The 18,703-nt window shown below is 61.7% G+C and carries 18 protein-coding genes; 4 read left to right on the top strand and 14 right to left on the bottom strand.

Annotated features, from left to right (window positions below):
* Window positions 1–250: 250 nt before the first annotated feature.
* The 13 genes from X728_RS1000000171570 to X728_RS153195 all read right to left on the bottom strand — a co-directional run bounded on the left by X728_RS1000000171570 (window position 251) and on the right by X728_RS153195 (window position 10,711).
* Window positions 251–2,407, bottom strand: a complete 2,157-nt coding sequence (locus X728_RS1000000171570; protein WP_023831584.1) for a tape measure protein — start codon at window positions 2,405–2,407, stop codon at window positions 251–253.
* A gap of 9 nt (window positions 2,408–2,416) precedes the next feature.
* Window positions 2,417–4,033: a terminase TerL endonuclease subunit gene (locus tag X728_RS153140; protein WP_023831583.1), complete on the bottom strand. Its 1,617-nt coding sequence runs from the start codon at window positions 4,031–4,033 to the stop codon at window positions 2,417–2,419.
* Entirely contained in the window at window positions 4,008–4,412 is a 405-nt protein-coding gene (locus tag X728_RS153145) for a phage terminase small subunit P27 family (RefSeq protein WP_023831582.1), read from the bottom strand. The genes X728_RS153140 and X728_RS153145 overlap by 26 nt, the downstream gene beginning before the upstream one ends.
* Window positions 4,409–4,732, bottom strand: a complete 324-nt coding sequence (locus X728_RS153150; protein ID WP_023831581.1) for a head-tail adaptor protein — start codon at window positions 4,730–4,732, stop codon at window positions 4,409–4,411. Before X728_RS153150 ends, X728_RS153145 begins: the two co-directional genes overlap by 4 nt.
* Window positions 4,732–5,145, bottom strand: coding sequence for a DUF3168 domain-containing protein (locus X728_RS153155; protein WP_023831580.1), 414 nt, complete (start codon window positions 5,143–5,145; stop codon window positions 4,732–4,734). Before X728_RS153155 ends, X728_RS153150 begins: the two co-directional genes overlap by 1 nt.
* A complete protein-coding gene (locus X728_RS153160) occupies window positions 5,142–5,567 on the bottom strand; it encodes an HK97-gp10 family putative phage morphogenesis protein (protein WP_023831579.1) in 426 nt (141 codons plus the stop codon). Before X728_RS153160 ends, X728_RS153155 begins: the two co-directional genes overlap by 4 nt.
* Before the next feature lies 1 nt (window position 5,568).
* On the bottom strand, window positions 5,569–5,859 hold the full coding sequence (locus X728_RS153165; RefSeq protein ID WP_031195471.1) for a head-tail connector protein: 291 nt from the start codon (window positions 5,857–5,859) through the stop codon (window positions 5,569–5,571).
* Window positions 5,856–6,725, bottom strand: coding sequence for a hypothetical protein (locus X728_RS153170; RefSeq protein ID WP_023831577.1), 870 nt, complete (start codon window positions 6,723–6,725; stop codon window positions 5,856–5,858). Before X728_RS153170 ends, X728_RS153165 begins: the two co-directional genes overlap by 4 nt.
* Window positions 6,722–7,063, bottom strand: a complete 342-nt coding sequence (locus X728_RS1000000168835; RefSeq protein ID WP_023831576.1) for an HNH endonuclease signature motif containing protein — start codon at window positions 7,061–7,063, stop codon at window positions 6,722–6,724. Before X728_RS1000000168835 ends, X728_RS153170 begins: the two co-directional genes overlap by 4 nt.
* A 1-nt stretch (window position 7,064) precedes the next feature.
* The gene (locus X728_RS153180; RefSeq protein WP_155923972.1) at window positions 7,065–7,505 is read right to left on the bottom strand and encodes a hypothetical protein; all 441 of its coding nucleotides are present in this window, start codon (window positions 7,503–7,505) and stop codon (window positions 7,065–7,067) included.
* A gap of 152 nt (window positions 7,506–7,657) precedes the next feature.
* Window positions 7,658–9,241: a phage major capsid protein gene (locus X728_RS153185; protein WP_023831574.1), complete on the bottom strand. Its 1,584-nt coding sequence runs from the start codon at window positions 9,239–9,241 to the stop codon at window positions 7,658–7,660.
* Window positions 9,234–9,566 carry a gene transfer agent family protein gene (locus tag X728_RS153190; protein WP_023831573.1) on the bottom strand — a complete coding sequence of 111 codons (333 nt, stop codon included), beginning with the start codon at window positions 9,564–9,566 and terminating at the stop codon, window positions 9,234–9,236. Before X728_RS153190 ends, X728_RS153185 begins: the two co-directional genes overlap by 8 nt.
* Entirely contained in the window at window positions 9,563–10,711 is a 1,149-nt protein-coding gene (locus tag X728_RS153195; RefSeq protein WP_081732403.1) for a phage portal protein, read from the bottom strand. Before X728_RS153195 ends, X728_RS153190 begins: the two co-directional genes overlap by 4 nt.
* A gap of 236 nt (window positions 10,712–10,947) precedes the next feature.
* Here X728_RS153195 and X728_RS153200 point away from each other — a divergent pair, with 236 nt between their 5' ends.
* Window positions 10,948–11,250: a DUF6694 family lipoprotein gene (locus X728_RS153200; RefSeq protein WP_155923971.1), complete on the top strand. Its 303-nt coding sequence runs from the start codon at window positions 10,948–10,950 to the stop codon at window positions 11,248–11,250.
* Between the two features lie 19 nt (window positions 11,251–11,269).
* On the opposite strand, the gene X728_RS153205 is transcribed toward X728_RS153200, so the two are convergent.
* The gene (locus tag X728_RS153205; RefSeq protein WP_023831570.1) at window positions 11,270–13,060 is read right to left on the bottom strand and encodes a site-specific integrase; all 1,791 of its coding nucleotides are present in this window, start codon (window positions 13,058–13,060) and stop codon (window positions 11,270–11,272) included.
* Between the two features lie 142 nt (window positions 13,061–13,202).
* On the opposite strand from X728_RS153205, the gene X728_RS0135130 reads away from it, so the two are divergent.
* From X728_RS0135130 to X728_RS153215, 3 genes are all read left to right on the top strand, one after another.
* The gene (locus X728_RS0135130; RefSeq protein WP_031195469.1) at window positions 13,203–13,829 is read left to right on the top strand and encodes a hypothetical protein; all 627 of its coding nucleotides are present in this window, start codon (window positions 13,203–13,205) and stop codon (window positions 13,827–13,829) included.
* A gap of 403 nt (window positions 13,830–14,232) precedes the next feature.
* On the top strand, window positions 14,233–14,736 hold the full coding sequence (locus tag X728_RS153210) for a hypothetical protein (protein WP_023689675.1): 504 nt from the start codon (window positions 14,233–14,235) through the stop codon (window positions 14,734–14,736).
* 598 nt (window positions 14,737–15,334) lie between these two features.
* The gene (locus X728_RS153215) at window positions 15,335–18,676 is read left to right on the top strand and encodes a M10 family metallopeptidase C-terminal domain-containing protein (RefSeq protein WP_023831569.1); all 3,342 of its coding nucleotides are present in this window, start codon (window positions 15,335–15,337) and stop codon (window positions 18,674–18,676) included.
* The last annotated feature ends 27 nt before the right edge of the window (window positions 18,677–18,703 follow it).

Raw genomic sequence — 18,703 nt, 5'->3', positions numbered from 1 at the left:
CCACCGGAATTGGGCTCTTTTCGTCACGCTTGCGTCACCATTTTCACCTATGGTATTTCTTGTTTTTAGATTCTTAAAGTATTTATCTATCAGGAGAAAATGGTGACGTAAGCGTGACTCTAAACAACTCGCCCGGCGGAGAAGAAACTACCCGGCTACGAGGAACCCCTCCCGGCTAAGGACAACCGTGCCGTCGGACGGCCCACAATGAACCGTGCCGGCGCGACCGGCGGGGTGAAGTTCGCCATCATCAGCGCCCCCTCAGGACGCCCCCAGGACGCATGGCGGTGCGCAACTCTCCCTGGACGATGGCCCGCACGGCGTCTTGCGTCTCGCGAGCTGTTTGGCGTGCCAGGTCGCGGTTTTGGGCAGGATCTCCACCTTGGGCAGTCACCGTAACCGCCACGGGCATGTTGATCACCTGGGCAGGATTGTCATTGGCCGGCCTGTGGAGCCGCCCTACGTTGCGGCCGTCGAGCGGGCCACCAGATGCCAGCGCCGGCAAGCTGCCATCGTTGATCGCCTGTAGAAGGGCGCGGTGCTTCGTGGCCTGCTTGGCGCGCACGACGAACTCGCCATCACTGAGCATAGCCGGGACGCTATCGCTGGTGCCGGTGCCAGGTCCGCGAACATGCCCGCCACCGGCCAGGTGCACAATACCGCCCTTGCTGAAGCCAAGCAGGCCTCCGAACAAGCCGAAGATCCCGCCACCAGCCGAACTGAAGAGGCTGTTCAGCGCCAGGTCCAGGAGCTTGTCGGCGATCTTGTCGAGCGCGCCGGCAAGCGCTTCAGCCGCCGACTTGCCGCTACGCAGATCGCTGACGAAGCTGCCGAGCACGTCTTTGCCGAGCCCTGCCCACTCCTGGGCCGACTCCTTCGTCTTGTCCTGTGCCTCGGCGAGCTTGGCGGCGTCGACGGATGCGTCGGCGTAGTTCTGAGCGAGTGTGTCGATCGAAGCCGCGAGTTCCGGCGTGATCGTCTTGCCGGCCGCCTGGGCAGCGTTCAGAAGCTCCTGCTTGATGCGCGCCTTCTCGAGAGCCGCGCCGTAGTCATCGACCAGCGGGTTGACGCCCGCCTGGGCAGCGGTCTCGGCGCGCAGTGAGGCAATGCGCTTCTGGATCTGCTCGACTTCGCGGGCGTAGTCGTCGGCGCCTTTTCCTTTCGTGCCGGCACCTTTACCGCCACCGGTCACGGGATAGTCGGCGAGCGTGATTTGCTCTGCCTTCAGCGCTACCGGCAAGCGGTCGGTTTTCTCGGTCGATGTCGTGGCCGCGCCGTTGCCATAGTGCTCTTGCGCCCATTGCTGCACCACTGCATCGGCCTGTGGAACGTCGCCGGCCATTCGGTCGCGAACGCCAGCCGGCGAGGTCATGCCGATCGCCTGACCAAGCTGGGTCGTCGCCAGCCACTTCCCCAGATTGTCCGTGCCGAGCGCCTGACCGATACTCTCGCCGAAGTTCTGCGCAAGGCCGTTCAGGGCGTTGAGCTTGGCGGCCAAGGCGTCGAGGTTGCCCATCAGCCGATCAAAGTTCAATTGATCGACGTAGGCGGCGACATCACCAAGGGTCGCGCCAAAGCGCTTGCTTGTCTCGGTGGCGGTGTCGAACTTGCCGGCCGCTCGAATAAGCGAGTTGGTCAAGATCGTGAAGCCCTGTGAGGTCGTCATGGTCGCACCGGCAACCTTCGCCTGAAGCGTCTCGGCGCCAGCCGCAAAGCCGTCGAAAAAAGCCTTCGATGAAACCTTGCCATCGACGACGAGTTGCTTCAGCGCGGCGACAGAACCGTTAGCCTCTTTAATGCCGCTGGCCGTCGCCTGGGCGATCGTCGGAACGCCTTCGAGGATCGAGTTGAACTCTTCGGCATGAACGGTGCCAGAGCCAAGCGCCTGGCCAAGCTGGAGCAGCGCGCCCGATGCCTGGCCTGCGTCGGTGCCGGCAACGCGAAGCGCAACCGCCACGTTCTCGGTGAACGACAGCAACTGTTCGCTCGATACGCCCAATTCCTTCTGTTGCTGCGCAGCGCGGCCGTAGAGCGTGACCAGCGCTTCGAGCGGAGCGGCGTTGCGTTGAGCGCTATCGAAGAGCGCGTCATAAACCTTGGTCAGGTCCGTGCCTGACAGGCCAGCGACCTTCAAGCTGTTGCTGATGCGAGTAGCGGCGTCGATGAGCTTTTGAGCGGCCTGAAGGCTAACGCCCGCGAGCAGGCCGGAAGCCATGCCTTTGAGGCTCGCACCGACACGGGTCGACGCTGTGGTGAACGACGATTCCAGCTTCGAGGCCGACAGCTTGGCGCGGCCCTCGATGCTGCCGAACTGCTTGCCGGCGGTCTGGCTGGCGCGAGCCATGTTTTTCTCGAATTGGTTGATTCGAGCTTCTAGTGAGACGATCAGTCTTTCTTCGTCAGCCATCGGTAATCCTCAGTGAAAAATGAAAAGGCCGGGGCTTTCCGGCGCGCTGTAAACGGAGACATTGCTTTCGCCGACGAAGGCACGGCCAACGGCCATCGCCGCCGCCTGTGCGCCGTCAATGCGATCGGTGGACTTGCCCTTATGAAAGGTCTGGTTGCCGGCCTTGTCGGTCTCGACTGCGATATTGCTGAAGTTCCAGCGCAAAACGGGGTGCCCGCCATGCTGGAACTTGCCGGCGATGATCGCGCGTTCAAGCTCTTTGATGGCCGGCGCCATAGTGACCCACCCCTGTCTCATTTCGACCGCTGGCAGGCCATCGGCGATGAGGCGCGTCATGGTCTGGCGCGCCATGTGCGGGTCGAATGCGATCTCCTGGACGTCGAAGTCGTCGCAGAGATCCCGAATACGCTGCTCGACGTAATCGTAGTCGACTACGTTGCCAGGCGTCGGCGTGATGAAACCGTCATCGCGCCACAATCCGTAGGGGACGCCGTCGCCTTCGGCACGCCGTCGCAGACTATCGCCAGGGCAAAAGAACCAAGGCTTGACGATGTAGCCGCCGTCATCGTTGCGCCAGCAAGCAGCGATGCAGGTCAAGTCGGTGGTGCTAGATAAGTCGCAAGAAAGCCAGCAAGGTCTGCCGCGCAACGCCTCCAGATCGATAGGCGCGTTGCCCTGGTCATACACGGCCATGTCGACAAATGGATTGGTCGAGCGGTCGAGCCAGATGTTCAGCTTCAGCTGCCGTAAGCTCTCACGCTCTGACACACTGCGCTCAGCGCGATCGGCGTGCCGGCGGAAACCGGCCAGCGAAGGATAGCCGTGCGCCAGGCCGGGGTTGATCCGCCGCCAGATGGCTTCATCGCGCCAATCGCTATCGCGGTCGGCTTCAAAAAGGATGGGCAGGATAGTCGGGTCGACCACGTCGCCACGTGCTACCTTGCGGGCATCCTCGACGATCTCCCAGGCGATATTGTCCTGGCCTCGCCCGGCAGTCGTGGCGACGACGAGCAGAGCGTCGTCGGTCTTGTCGAGGCCGGTCTGAAGAGCGTCCCAAAGGTCACGGCCGCGCCAAATGTGAAGCTCGTCAACCAGCACGAAATTTGGGGTGCGACCATGCTGCCGGTTGCCATCAGCCGAGATGGTTTCGAGTCTGGTGCCGTCGTTCTTGAAGGTGATCGACTTAGCCGAATTGGTTGCATCGGATACCTTTACAGCTGCGCTGATCCGCTTGTCGGCGCGAACGATCGACAGCGCCTCACGAAAGCCGATGCTCGCCTGGTTTCGATCAGACGCGGCGAAGATGGCCTCGCCGCCAGGCACGCGCTCAGGGCCGATGGTGTGGAGTAATGAAAGAGCCGCGGCGAGACTGGTCTTGCGATTTCCCCGCGGTAGGAGGAGCACGACCGTCGAGATGATGCGCTTCCCATGCTCGTCACGCGGGCCGTAGATCTTGCGCACGATGCGCTCTTGCCAGTCGTCAAGCTGGAAGGCGCGCTTCATGGCACGGCTCTTCGGGTGCTTCAGTGCGCGCAGAAACCGCACGGCGCGATCACCATGGCCAAGAGGGTCATCGATCGGCGAGCCGTCATAGATCCACTCAGGAAATGTCGAGCGGATTGTCATTGTCGTTATCGTTGTCGCCGTCGTCACGTATCGACGGACGCGACCGTGAGACAGGCGTGAGGCCAAGCTCAGCGGCGCATAGGCGCGCGGTCGTCTGGGCGGCGTTCATCATGCCGAATGCAGGATGCCGCTTGCCAGCGACGACCAGGCCGTCGCGGTTCAAGGCACGGTGAGCCTCGCGCACGGTGCCGGTGGCGATGCAGTAGGATTCGAGTGTGCCAAGGTCGGCCTCGGTGAGCACCTTGCGGTCATTGACCAGGATGTGCGCCACGCGCCGCCATTCGGCTTTGGCGTCCGTGGATAGCCAGGCCGGCGCGGGCGGAGCCTTCGTGACGGTCGAGGTGCCGGCGATGATCCCGGCGGGTTTGCGGCCTCTCATGTGCGGATCCTCTCGCAGCGCAGTTCAAGGCCTCGCCGCCGGCCGATCTCGACAATGTCCTTGATGCCGTAGGCCAGGCCGCCGTCGAGCAGGCGGTCGGCGGTGGTAATCTCGACGTTGTTCAGCCAGCGGATCCGGTAACTGCGAACGACGGTCTCGGCCTCGCCATAGCTGGTCGTGGCCTCGTCGGCGGTCGCCTGAAGCAGTTCGGCGCGGACCGTAGCCATGTCGGTCCACTCGGAAGAGACCGCGCCAGACGGCGCCACGGTCTCGACGGAGCGTTGAAGGGTGATGGCATGGTCGAGCTTGCCGGCGCGCATTACACAATCCACCGGATGAGCGCTTCAACCGACAGAACGCCGTGGCCGTAGCGCGGGTCAGGATCACGTGGATACACGGCGCGGGTTACTTCAAAGTGGTCGCAATAGGCGCCGTCGAGGTCGAGCTGACCGTCGAGCGCCTGGCAGACCGCAAACGCGATCGCCTTCGCCGCCTCCAGACCCTGGTCGAGCGTCCAGATATGCAGGTCGAGATTCACCCAGGCGGCGCGCTGGGCGGTGTAATCGTAGCCGTGCAACGCCGTGGTGCCATCGCTCATGATGATCGCGGGCGTCTGGTCAGGCCTGGTGCTGCCGGCGCGGATGTTGTCCGGCTGCACGAGCGCGGTGACGGCCTGGTCGTCGAGCAGGCGCGATCGGATGGCAGTCTGGAGGGCGATGGTCGGTTCGATCATGGCTTGTTCCATCCATCCCGAACGGCCTTGCCAATGGCGCGCCTGGTGCGGTTCTTGATCCGCTTTTGAAGCAGTCGGAAAGCAGGCCAGAAGAACGGTTGTGCCGATGCTCTGCTCGTGCCGTATTCGACAAGATGCGGATAGCGCACGTCTTGGTCGCCGACCGTCACAAGCACCTCTAGCTCGCCGGCAACGCGGGAGCCGCCTGGCTGGCTGTAAGGCGGCGTCGATTGGCCGGGCATGGTGACGGCAATGCTGTCGATGAGTGCGCCGGTATCACGGGACGGTTCGGCAAGCTGGCGCATGGCGCCGGCAAGCTCTTCGCCAGACTTCACCAGCGACGGCACGACGGCAGTCCGGACAGTCTTCGGAATCGCTGCAAGCCGCCGCTGAAGGCGTGTGATTTGTGCCGATTGTGCCATTTCAGAAAGACCAGACCTTGTGCGGTCCAAGCAGATCGGTGACGCCAAAAGGCAACGTCGAGCCGGATGCGCCTATCAAGGTGGCCTCGCGGTTCTCGTAGAGGTCGGCCGCTATTCGCAGGATGGCCTCGCGGATGCCGGCCGGGAGCGGGTCGAGGTCGACCAGTGACGCACCGATGTAACCGGCGCACCAGCCTTCGGCCGCTGCGATCTTCTGATCGAGCAGCACGTCGTCCTCGTCGTCGGACAGGTTCGAATGGGCCTTCAGTTCGGCCGTGGTGACGATGGTCATGAGTGGGCCTCATCGGGCTTTTCAGAAAACTCTAATTCGGCGCGATCGCGCGCTGCGCTCCTCCCGCCGGTCCCCGAAGACTCAGTCAAGTCGTGACCCACCCCCTGGGTGCTGGTCATTGGCCTGGGGATCGAGCGTTGTCTCGGGCCGCCCATGGCGACCGCTTCAGCGACTGTTCGGTTGCCGTCTCGCAGGCGCTTCAGGAATGCGTCGTAGCTAATGCCAAGGTGGTCAGCCCATTCGCCATAGGTCTTGCTCATCCCGTCTACGGTGTGCAGAAGGCCGGCACGCTTGCCGCTACTAAGGTGCGCCAGGGCATGTTCAAGCGTTTGGCCTTGCCTAAGTCTCTGGGCAAGCGAGCGATGGTTTACGTCATAGATGACGGCCCATTCGGAAAGGGTCTTGCTTACGCCGTTGACGGTGTGCCGCTGAGGCTTGCGACCAGGCCGGCCGTTGAAGCGGCGGGGCTTGGGCTTGAAGGCAGGATCGATTGCCTCTTCGAAGGATCGACCGGAGTCCAATCGGCTTCTGATCGTGTTGATCTTGATGCTCGTAAACTCGGCCCATTCAGGTAGGGTCATCGAGCGGCCCGCATACTCGTAGCGCGCTACTGGGCGTGGTGCTGGCGACAGCGGCCTGGTGATCTCGAACTTGGTGCCAGAAGCCTCCGCCTGGTCATAGCGCTCGAATGCAGAGGCTGCACGATCTGCTACGGCTTCAGGGTCGAGGTCGGCGAGCGCGCAGACTTCAACAAAGTCGGGATTGGTGAGCTGAAACCATTTGCGCTCTTGCTTGTCGGCCAGACCGTCTTCGGTGGCCCGCAAGATGACGTTAACCCACAGTTCGCGCTCGGACGTGTGCTTCATAGCCGGCATTCCCTGGCCTGTTTGATGGATGAGTGGCAGGGCGTGCAGAGCGGTTGCCAGTTAGACTTGGACCAGAACAGGCGCATGTCGCGACGGTGTGGCTTGATGTGGTCGACCACGGTTGCTGGTGCCGGGCAGTAACGACAGATCGGGTTAGCGATCAGGTATTCTGCCCTCGCCTTCTGCCACTTGCCGTCATAACCGCGTTCGCGGGCAGACGGCCTGGTGAGATCGAAGCGGGCTTTGCGCTCTCGGTCGCGGATGATCTGGCAAGCACAACGCTCGCCGGAGGGCACAACCTTGCCACAAGAGCAGACCCTTGGCGGACGGACAGGCATGCTAGAGCACCAGCCCGCGAAGCGTGGCGAGGCCTTCCTTGACTTGATCGGGGCTGACAGGCTGGCGCGGGTCGCCCTCCTGCTTGTCGTCAGGGGTGCCGTGGATGGCCTTCAGCTTGGCGATGAGGCCGCGCTGGGCGATCATGATTTCAGTCGGCGTTGCCGCCCAGGTGTCGGCCGACGACCAGCCAAGCCAGCCGGTGCCGATCTCGAACAAGGTTTCAAGGTGCGGTGTGATCCAGTCAGATGTGTCGGGCGTCTTGGCGACACGCTCGGATGTTGCTTCGGCCTCTTTGCGGTCGATGCCGAGCAGAGCGAAAGCGAAGTCCGACAGCGGCTCGACCAGTGCGCCAAGCTCGCGAACGCCATGCGATGAGATGCTGTTGACCAGCTTGCTTGCGGTGACCTGGTCTGTGCCTTCCACGATTATGTCAACGATCATACCGAGATGGGCCTCGCCAATACCCAGCGCGAGCTTGCGCAGATCGTGGCGGGCGTGGAGGCGGACAGCGGCCCGCAAAGACGGCCGCAAGCGCACGGAATGAGCAGGACCGTGCGGGATTGCGATTATGTCGTTTGCGAGCCGCATGGGTGTTAAGCCGCGACTTTCAGCTTCAGGAAGCGATCGGCGTGGGTGATGTCGCCGCCGACGCGCTTGCGGGCGTGGAAGCGGACCTGACCCTTCGTCGCCAGGCTGAAAGGGTCGCGCATGACCGACAGGCCGATGCGATCGACAATGCGATAGCCCGACAGATCGCCAAACATGACCGGATAGGCGTTGGCAGCCACGTCGGGCATGTCGACGGCCTCAACGATCGGTCGGCCAAGCAGCGTGACGGGTGCGCCAGCGGTGATCGGGTCGAGCATGATGAAACGGCCGGTGCCGTCCTTCAGAGTGCGGAAAGCGCCCAGCGTCTTGCGGTTCATCAGCCAGACGCCGTTCTGCGCGACGACAGATGGGAGCGCATGGAACATGCCGATGATGGTCGCTGCCGGGTCGGTGCCGAGCGTGGCGGCGTTGCCGGTCTTGACTTCGGCAATGCCGGCGGCTGCGAGCACGCCTTTCGGCTTGCCGGTGCCGTCGCCGATAACGAATGCAGCTGCCTCGGTCTTGCCGAAAGACTCGGCGAGGTCGTCCTGAAGCTCGCCTTCGAGATTGTAGGCGTTGTCCTCCAGGAGCTGCGTCGAGATGTCGGTGTAGGTAGCAAGCTCGTAAGGCGTGAACGTCGCCTGTTCGAACGTCATGCCCGACGCCGTGCGGTCGTCGGTCTCGGCAACCCAGGTTGCAGCGGTGCCGGTGAGCCGGCGCGGCAGCTTGATCTCGGCCGCCGAGATGGTGACGACCTTGGCGTATTGTCGGATCGGCGAGAACTCGACAATCTTCTTCAGGATCTCGGTGCCGAAGTCTTCCGGTGCGAGGTAGCCGCCGTTGGCGTCAACCGCAACGGTGAGCGCCTTGACTTCCTCGGCGCCCATGCGTTCGACGCCACGGCGCGTGAAGGTCGAGAACGCCTTCGTTTCTATCGCGACGTTGTCATTGTCGGCGGCCGGGACGTTGGAGTTGGCAGCGGACGGGCGGTTGAGCTTCGCTTCGAGCTTGTCGAAGCGCTCGGTGAGCTTGGCGACGGTCTTCACCTCGTCGGCGACGGCCGCAACCTTCTTTTCAAGTTCCGTCCATTCGGCGACGGGTGCCGTATTTTCGTTGGGCATTTCATATCCTTGGTTTTGTGCCGCGCCATCGGCGGACTTCACGGTGAGAATTCGCGCGTCCGGATGGCTAGGGTTCGCGACGATGGAGATTTCAGCGAGGTTGAGGGCGAGGATAGTGCGGTTGCCGTCTGGCCTGGTCTTGGTTTCCGTGGCGCGGAAGCCGATCGAGAGGCCGTTGACACGCCCGCGCTTTAAACTGGTGTGAACGTCGCGAGCACGCGGAACGCCGTCGAGGAACAGCCGGCCTTTGACCTGAAGGCCTTCGTCAGTTTCTTCGACCGACTCCCAATTGCCGACGACGCGGTTCGGGTCGTGCTCGAACAAGATCGGCATAGCCGCCGCCTTGGTGAACGCGCCTTTCTGGATAATGTCGCCGACGCTGTCAGGCGTGCCGAACGGCCATGCAAGGCCGGTGATCTCGCCGGCATCCGACACGCTGAAGGCGGCTTTGATTTCAAGCTTATCCATTGGCGGTGCCTTCCAGGCTGGTCGTCGCCGGCTCGCCTGACCAGACGGCTTGCAAGACGGCGATTGCGATAGGGAATGATTCATTGAGCGGACGCTTGGCGGCGTAGGTGTCTGCGAGGAGTGCCGCTTCCTGTGGCGTGGTGCCGCCGCCGATGAGCGAAAGCCGAATGAGGTCGACCAGCTCATTGAGCCGGAAGTGACCTTCGGGCACGCGCATACATAGCGCGCCAATGCCAGCGCCGGTCTTGCGTTCAAGCTCTTGGATGAGATCTGGCGTGAGCGTGAAGGCGTGCTTGCGCTCGCCGAAGAAAGCGGTATGCGTCACGCTGCTACCTCGCCGGGCTTGCGATTGTCGTTCTGACCGGCGGGCTTGCCGGGCGTGATATTCGGGTTTTCCAGCGTGTCGCCGCCGTCGATCGGAGCGCGGTTCAAACCGGCGCGGACCTCGTTGGCGGTCAGCACGCCCATGGCGCGATATTGCTGATAGGTCGTGGCGCGCGTGGCGGTGTTCGCGGTCATGATGTCGTCAATGACGAACTCGACGTAGTAGCCGCTGGCACGCTCTTCCGGGGTGAGTAACACGCGGGCGTAGGCCCATTCCCAAGCGTCGAGCCACGGCCGCAGTGTGAGGGTCAGGAAGGACTGGAACATCTCTTCGGCGTTCGACCAGGTTGCGCGGGAAAGCTCGAAAAGTAGATGGGGCGGAACGCGAAACAGCCGGGCGATCTCGACGACCTGCTCGGCGCGGGTGGCGGTGAACTCGGCATCGGCCGCAGTCATTGCGTCGAGGCCTTCAAAGCTCATGTCCTCGTCCAGGACAGCAACACCACCGGAGCCGCCGCGACCAAAAGCAGCGTTCCATGCCGCCGCGAATTTGCGCTTTACGTCCTCGCCCAGAACCTTCCTGGTCTTGATAACGCCGCCCGGGCGTGCGCCGTTGGCGAACAGCGAAGCAGCGTGTTCTTCCATGACCTTGGCCAGGCCGATGGCCTCGCGGCCGGCCTTGACCGGCGCCAGGCCCAGGGGTGCAGAAATGTGCAGGATCTCGCGATGACCAAAGCGACGGATTTGGGTTCCGACGCGCTGCTCGTAGAAGGGCTCGCCGGTTGCCGGGTCGGCCTTGATGGAGACGGAACGCGGGTCGAGACGGATGAACTCGACCACGCGATCGTTGACGCGATTCGCGAACGCGAAGCCATGGTCGTGCAGAAGAGCATCGGCGGTCAGTTGACCGCGCAGAGCTCCTGCCGATGTCCAATCGTTGGACTCATCATGCACGAGGCGATAAGCCGGATGGGTGTCGGCGGTTCGCTTCCCGGAAGGTGAGGAGTTGAATACCTTGGCGGGAAGCGAACCAATCGTGCCAGTCACGAGCACGATAGCAGAGTAGACGGCAGGGACGCGCAGAGCTGTCACGGCGTTGATGGCAGGACCGGCAACCGCATTCGGTGTGCCGAAGATAGCTTCCATGCCTATTGAGTCAGAAAGCGGAACCGATTTCTTTTCGATTCCGCTTCCGAACACACTTTTTAGGAACTTGACTTGAACTGAATGCACAATAACTCCGAAAACTCATTTCGGAATTATTGTCTCACGATCAATGATAGGAAAGAAGTCCTTTATTTGAACTTTGTAGGAATATATTCCATTGACTTTTTCGCTGTTTTCCTCTACGCATAGCGCTGGAGGTAACGGTGGGAGGAACAATGCGGAAAATTTTTACTTTGGCATTTGCGCTTATGTGCAATCTGCCTCTCGACCCGGCTATTGCCGAGGAAGTGAAATTTGACAATTCGAGCATCGAAGCCCTTCAGGCGTCTATGCAGAAGGTCTTGGACTCAATGGACCCCGACCAAAAACAGGCACTTGGTGGCGCAATTTTCCGTTTGTCTATGATTGCATCCCCGTTGGGGCAGAAGCTGACCCCAGAGCAGATTCACGACAAAATAGGCCCTCTTCTTGACGGCCATACGGGAAAAGAGGTCATCGACCTATACAACCATCAATGACTGCCGATCGCGACTTGGCCTAAGTTGACGAAAGCTGAGATAGGTCCAAACCTGGATAGGCGATAGAGTTCACCAGGGCCACGCGCTGCGCAAGCATCCCCTGTGGCATGATCCCGTAGCGGCCGGTCATGGTGCCGGCGGTGTGGCCTAGGATGAAGCCGAAGTGCTCGTCCAGATGCCCTGCCCGGCGTAAGGCGTCAGCCGCACCATGCCGGAAGCTGTAGAGCGACAAGCCGCGACCGGTCTTCATTCCCAGCCGCGTGAGGTATCGCCCGAACTCACGTGAGAACTCGGCGACCATCTGGCCGCGTGAGTTCCGCTTAGCCTCAGGGAATAGGCGCTTATGGCCTGCCGCTTCCATGCCGTCCCGATACTTGATGAAGCCCAAACGGATCAGCTCGTCATGAACAGGAACTACGCGCATTGAGCCTTCGGTCTTCACGCTCTTGTCGCCCTCGCCTTCCGTGGTGATGTGCATGATCCAGTGGCCGTGCTCCTGGCGCACATCGGCGACTGCAAGCTGCGCAATCTCGGCCGGCCTGGCGCCCGAGTAGAGCATGATAAGCGGGAGCCAGTAGCGATGGTCGAGGATCTTGACGTTGCCAGGCTTAGCAACGAAGCGCCACTCGTCGGCACTCTGGCATCCGGTAAACAGGGGCGACTTGAACAGGGCGTTCATCTGGTCCGACGTGAAGACAGGCTTGCTGCTCTTCGTCTTCTTTAGAAACATGCCGTCAGCCGGGTTATGATCGAGGTAGCCGTGATTGACCAGCCAGCTACAAAACGCACTAAACCCGGCGAGGTAGCGGTTGACGGTGCGAGCGGTGATTACCGGCTTTCCGATCGTCTCATTGTGCTTGACGATCTGCGCGAGCTTCATGCCGGCGAAGGCCGTGCTTTCGGTCGCCTTCACCGGATACTTCATCAATAGCGCTTTCCACTCGCGGACGGCCTTCTTGTCGATCCGGTGAACAGGGCAAGTGCTACCGACGTAGTCGACGAAGGTGCCAACGTCGCGGCGAGCCTGTGCGATGGTGTCGGTGGCGATGCCTTTCGGGTTTTCGGCAGCATAGACTTCGAACAGTTCCATTATCCCCTCACCTGGCGCGGCTTGTTCGCGTGAGGTGCCGGTGGCAGGCTTTACGATCGGGTCCTTCGGTGAGCCGCCGTAGTCGCCCTGGTCGCGCTCGACGGTGCGCTGTAGGGCCTCGATCTCAGCGCGCATCATCTTCCGGGCGAGATCGCCCCGATCTGGAGACAGCGGGTCGATCAGGAGCTTGTTGCGCTCGATGTAGTCGTCGAGCTCGTCTTCGATGAGCGCCGTCTCACCGGCCACCAGATGCTTGCGCATGGCGTCAAGCTTAACTCTTCGGGCGTGAGCGTCGAAGGCGCGACGTTTCTTCAGGACCATCACGTCAACGCTTGCGTCGAGCAACACCAGGGTGTCGCGCACATCGATGCCGTCGCGCTGGACGCGCTCGACAGCCTGTTTGGTCGCAGCCTCAATGTCGGCATCCGTAGGCATCGTCTGCCGTATCTGCTCGTCGCGCTGAAGGGCGCGGGTGTAGTGCTGCCAGACCGCATCGGCCTTGTCGTCGGCGGTGAGTTCTCGCCGGGTGCGCACGTCATCGAACTCCGCGCGCCAGGCTTCAATGACCGGCCAGAGCCGCGCCTTCGCTGTCGCCTCATCCTTTGTGCGCAGCGACTTCTTTCGCGTGGTCGTGTGGTAAAGTGGCACAAGATCAACGGGAATGTCGATCCGCGCATAGTAAGTTGCACCGCGTCTTTCGAGGTAAGTAAGCCTTGCCATTTCGCCCTTCCGTAGCACCATTCCGGAACACTAAACCGGAACAGTTTTACGCCGAAAAGACATTTAAAAGCAATAGTTTGTTCGATTTCAAAGGCTTAAAAAATGTTGGATTACTGTCCAGGTTCCCCAGCCAAGGCACGTCATGCCCACTGACAGCCAGTACATCCTCGAACGCATCCGCCAGGGATGCGTGGAGTTGTCCGACGACGAGTTCGCCATCGACAGGCTGGCAAAATATGTCGGCAACGGGAGAATCCGCTGGCATGTCGAGTTGCGTGGGCATCGCATCGAGCTGACAACCGGCCAGATCAAGAAGCAGCCTACCTTTCGCAGGAAAATCCTCGAACAGGCCGGCGTTCTGCCGCCGCAGCGTGCCGGGGCCGATTACCGGCGATGGGCACTCGATCTCAGGCGGAATGCCATCGAGCTTCCCTGGCGCGACAGGCCGGTCGATGCCGGTTTTGCCATCGACAGGCTGACCAGCCACGGCGATGGGCGCTGGACGGTGGAATATCAGGGCAAGGCGATAAAATTCACGACGACGAAACTGCGCCGGCAACTCAGTTTCCGCAAACGCATGCTGGCCAAGGCTAAGGTGCTGCCGCCGGAATTGGCCCCGCCTGCCTATCGCAAGTGGATGGACTCGCTCATGCAAAACGCCACAGAGGCGGTACCGCAGGCCGGCGAAGCTTCGGCGACGGAGAAGAGTTGGCTTGACGACCTGCCGGAGCTGGCCGGCTGGGAAGATGAAGCGCCGCCCGAGAATTGATTGGGTTCCAATGATCATGAAATCCGGCGATGCCTCTCCGGAACTGCGCGATTGGGCAGCGGACGTTCTGGGGATACAGACCGATATCGGAATGCCTGCCAAAATTGCCCAGCAATAATCGCCTACCCGCCTCATATTCCTCCGGCGGGAATTTGGTCGCCGCCCAAATCAGCGGCCGGCGCCGCTCATTCAAGAGATGGCCTGAGGAGGCGCCGGCCAGGCGGGCATTGGGGTACCCGCCGACGCTACATTAGCATTCACGCATAGATTTGGAATGGCGCGAACGCGGAAGGCCGGCTGCCTTCACAGCAGCATTACCGCAATTTTTCCCAAGACCAGGAACCCGCAACGGTGCAAGGGTTGGAACGCCCAGCGTTTCGGCGCGGCTTGCCTGGAGACAATCATGGCGACGTTTCTTACCGCTCTCGCATCCGAAGGTCCGCCAGCCGACCGGGCGAAAGACATGGACCTGTATGGATGGTTGATCGGCAGTTGGGACATGGAGACGCTCCACCACCGCAACGACGGCACAATTCAGAAATGGGATGGCGAGTGTCACTTTGGTTGGGTGCTCGAAGGCCGCGCCATTCAGGACATCTGGATCAGGCCCAGGCGCCCTGCCCCGTCCACCATGTATGGCACGACCTTGCGCGTCTTCGATCCCGGGATCGGTGGCTGGCACATTATCTGGAGCGATCCGCTCAACCAGGATTACTCGCGCCAGATCGGGCGGGCCGAAGGCAAGGACATCGTCCAGATGGGCGCCGACTCGCGCGGCCTGCAGGCGCGGTGGCGGTTCACCGAGATCACCGCCGACAGCTTTCACTGGATCGGCGAGGAGAGACGCGCGGAGAGCGACCCCTGGCGCGTGACCTATGAACATTTCGCCCGCCGGGCGGGTTTCTGAAGCACGCCTGCGCGTTCCGCCCTCGTGCCCTTGCGCAACGCTCGATCATTTTCCCAACCGGCGCGATAACCCTCGTCCCGGTCGACGCCCCCGGCGAGAGCACGAAGGCGGTGGTCCCGCCGCCTGCCCCGCCCGCGAAAGGCAACAGCGCGCATACCGGCGTTTGAGCGAAAGACGGAAGCTTACTCCGCCGCTTTCGTAGCCTGCGATGCCCCTGATCGAGAGGAAATCCTCGAGCCTGTATCCGGCGTATTCGGCCGTTGCCGGATTGCTTTGCGCCGCCCGACCGGCAGCCTGCGCCAGCCGGGATGGTTGATGCAGACATTGTGGTGCGCATGGCGGGCGAGGTACGACCATAGATTAGCGATAGCTCAATTAACACCAAACGAGTATCTCAAAACCCGCCGGTACAAGCGCGCCCAAGAACCTTCATATGTACTGAGCGCGAACAGAGGCTAGACAAGCGAAGATTCCAATAGCATTGTTGCCACTGGGACGGGGCTCGACCGGCAAGCGCAAACGATGCTTGTCGGTGGTTGGCAACAGCTAAACCGTACGGCCGTAATTGCCACGGCTGCGAGACCAAGGAGTCCCAAGGATGCCGAACCCAAGCCAAACCAGCGATCAATGGTGGGTCAACGACCAGACGCCGGACAACCCGTACGGCAAAAGCGAAGATTACGGGGCCTTCCTCACCTACCTTGGAGCGCTGGACCGGTCGATAACGCCGGCGATCGCGGCGGGAACGCTGAGGATCAATGTCTCCGAGCTCAATGACCATCCCGAATACAAGGCCGCCGCGATCGGCGCCTTGCAGATGTGGGCCAGTGTCACCCCTTTGAAGTTCGAAATCGTCGACAATGCACCATACAACAGCGCAACGGACTGGATGCAGGTTGTCAGCCCCGAACTGGGCGAAGAGGACGACGGCAGCGCCTATTCCAACGACCGCTATGTCAGCATCGGCCAGCGTTTCCACGACACCGAGGTCAACAAGACGGATATTGGCGGCTATGTCTTCGATTCCTTCATCCATGAATTCGGTCATGAGTTCGGGCTGAACCACCCCGGGCTCTACAATTACAGCGGCCCCGGCGGCGTACAGATCAATTATCTGAACAATGCGACCTGGACCTACGACCGTCAGCAATACAGCGTCATGTCCTATTTCGACGGGATCGATGTCGGTGAAACCAGCCGCTGGTCGGCGTCAACGCCGATGATGGCCGACATCGAGGCGGTCATCCGCCGCTTTTTCTCCACCGTCGACGAGAACGGCGTGCGCACCTATCAGCATATCGATCTCAACACCGGCGACAACGTCTACGGCTTCGGCAGTGCCGTGGACGGCTACCGGCTGACCTCCTCGGGCATGCAGCACGATATCGGCTTTGTCATCCATGACACCGGCGGAACCGACACGATCGACTTCTCCGGCTCGACGGCCGGTACGATCCTCGATTTGCGCGCCGGACAGTTCTCCAGCGTCAACGGCCACAGCAACAATGTGTCGATCTTTGCCGGGCACAACGCCGACGGCACCGACTATTACATCGAGAACGGCATCGGCAGCAGCTATGACGACGTCCTGATTGGCAATGACGGAGCCAACGTGCTGGATGGCCGCGGCGGCGGCGACCGCATGGCCGGCAATGGCGGCGACGACACCTACTTCGTCGATTCCCTCGACGACATCGTGCGCGAGGAAGCGAATGGCGGGAATGACACGGTCGTTCTGCTGAACCGGAACTTGAATATCCGGAAAATCGCCAACGTCGAACACATCATCTACGCCGACGAGTCGACACTCCAGCCTGGAGACGGCGGCACCGAAACCGCACCGACCATCGGCGACAACACGATGACCAGCGTCATCTTCGGCGACAATGGCAACAATACGCTCGACGGCGGCGCCGGCGACGACACGATCTTCGGCCAGGGCGGCGATGACCTCATCATCGGCGGCCGCGACTCGCTCGCCAGCCGCGACATCAACAACACCATCGATGTCGCCGACCTTCCAGACCAGACCGAGAGCGACGACGGCAATGACACGCTCTATGGCGGCCGCGGCAACGATACGATCCTCGGCGGCCAAGGCAACGACATCCTCGACGGCGGCGACGGCGACGATACGCTGAGCGGCCAGGATGGCGTCGATATATTCAGGGGCGGCGCCGGCGTCGACACGGTAGACTTCAGCAAGGAGAGCCCCTTCCAACTGCTCGTCAACCTCGAGACGAACGTTGCCAATGGCGGCACCGCCACCGGCGACACCTTCTACAGCATCGAAAACCTGATCGGCTCCGATGACCGCATCGACCGTTTCATCGGTACGTCGGCGGCAAATCATTTCTGGGGCCGGGGCGGCGGCGACTATTTCAACGGCGGCGGCGGCAACGACATACTGGATGGCGGCAATGACGGCGACATCCTGTACGGTGAAGCCGGCAACGACACGATCATCGGCGGCGCCGGCCAGGACTATCTGGATGGCGGCGCCGGCATTGATACGGTCGTCTACGAAGGCAGTTCCGCCGGCGTGACGATCGACCTCGCCAATGGCACGGCCAATGGCGGCGACGGCGATGGCCCGGTGCAGATCGTCGGGCGCGGCACCGTTATCCGGCACGACATCCTGGTCGGCTTCGAAAACGCCGTCGGGTCGTTCTTTGACGACCATCTCATCGGCAACGCCCAGGCCAACAAACTTTCCGGCGGCGCCGGCAACGACACGCTGACCGGCGGTGGCGGCGCCGATATATTGAATGGCGGCGCCGGCAGCGACACGGCGGACTACGCCGACGCGGCCAGCGGGCAAAACCTCAAACTGGGTGGCGGCAAATCCGGCGGCGACACCTATATCTCGATCGAAAATCTGGCTGGCTCGGGCTTCAACGATCACCTGACCGGCGATGGCGCGGCCAATGTGCTGACCGGCCAGGGCGGCGCCGACAAGATCGACGGCGGCGGCGGCGATGACACCCTGCTCGGCGATTTCGCCTATCAGGGCGATGCTCCGCCACGCCCGGGCATGGGCACCGGCTACGCCACGCTCGGACCGGACGCGACCAACAATTCGGTCTCGACCGCCTTCGACATCTCGAACAACTTCTCGCTGACCGCCGACCCCGACATCTTCGATTCGACGACCACCCTTCACACCACCGTCAATGCCACCGGAAACGGCTTGGGCGGATATTACAGCATCAACCTGGCGGCCGGCACGATCATCACCATCGACATCGATGGCATTGCCGACCCCAATGTCCATGACAGCATCGTCAGGGTGCTGGACAGCGATGGCAATATCGTCGCCCAGAACGACGATGGCGGCAACGACCCCGGCTCCAACAACGGCCGCGATTCGAGCACCAGCTTCATCGTTCAGGAAACCGGAACCTACTATATTGTGGAGGGCGAATGGTCGGACTCGGCTCCTGGCGATGGCTGGGTCGAATCCGTGCCGGAGGGCTCGACTTACAAGCTGAACGTGTCGGTCGAATTCCCGCCGGCACCAGCTCAGCCGGGCGTTGCGGGCGCCGATACGCTCAACGGCGGCGGCGGCAGCGACCTTTTGGATGGCGGGCTGGCTGCCGATACGCTGACCGGCGGCGCCGGCGACGACTATTTCCGCTTCTCGACAGAACTCGGGAACGGCAATATCGACTGGATCAAGGACTTCAAGGTCGCCGACGATACGATCCTGCTGGACAACCTCATCTTTGCCAGCGTTGGCGGCGACGGCGCCCTCGCTTTGGGCTCATTCTACAAGAGCGCAGCCGGTGCTGCTCATGATGCCGACGACCGCATCATCTACGACACCGACAGTGGAATATTGTCTTACGACGCCGATGGTTCCGGACAGGGAGCAGCCGTTCAGTTTGCACACCTGAACACAAATCTGGATCTTTCGGCTGCAGACTTCATTGTCATCTAACGCGTTGCCGGGGGAGGGGTGCCGTCA

The organism is Mesorhizobium sp. L103C119B0 (assembly GCF_000502235.1).
GTDB lineage: Bacteria > Pseudomonadota > Alphaproteobacteria > Rhizobiales > Rhizobiaceae > Mesorhizobium.
Note: the sequence above shows the minus strand (reverse complement) of the source record. Positions and strands in the feature narration are given on the sequence as shown.